This window comes from Streptococcus sp. SGI.013, from assembly GCF_050315295.1.
GTDB classification, from domain to species: Bacteria; Bacillota; Bacilli; order Lactobacillales; family Streptococcaceae; genus Streptococcus; species Streptococcus porcorum.
In genome coordinates this window covers 1-538 of record NZ_JBNPOS010000091.1, presented here as the reverse complement: position 1 = coordinate 538, position 538 = coordinate 1, and the positions used below count along the sequence as shown (strand labels likewise).

1 protein-coding gene is annotated in these 538 nt (G+C 37.7%); it reads right to left on the bottom strand.

Annotated features, from left to right (window positions below):
• Positions 1-131 precede the first annotated feature (131 nt).
• Positions 132-491, bottom strand: coding sequence for an ArsR/SmtB family transcription factor (locus ACQRDX_RS09475; RefSeq protein ID WP_172015091.1), 360 nt, complete (start codon positions 489-491; stop codon positions 132-134).
• Positions 492-538 lie beyond the last annotated feature (47 nt).

Genomic DNA, 538 nt, shown 5'->3' with positions numbered 1-538 from the left:
GTTGTAAGTTAGTACTTGTTGTATAGTTAGTATTTATTAGAGGGCAATTTTGTTCAGGGCAATTTTGTTCAGGGCAATTTTGTTCAGGGCAATTTTGTTCAGGGCAATTTTTGCCTTGTGCAAAATGGATTTTATTCTTCGCTTGTGGATAACTCTTTCTCAAGATTGTCCTTTAGATAATCAAAATAGCTGTCGGTTATGGGTACATCAGAGAAAAATCTAAATGTCCTTGCTCCTTTATTTCCACCAAAACTATACTTTACTGTCCTCATGTATCCAGCCTCTTCCAATTTTTGAAAGTGCCTATTTATCGTTCTTCTACTAACGCCAAGCCTTTTAGCAATCTCCTCAGGATACACGACCCAATCAGGCTTATTGGTTAGTATTACAGTCAAAATTCCGATTGTGGCAGGTTCAAGTAGCTTGTCTTGTGTGAAAGCATTATTGATGGCGGTGTAATTTTCGTGAGTGTTCCTGATAATATACTGCATACCTCATAAACTAAGCTCCTTTCCGTAGCTCATGCTTTTGCATTCCT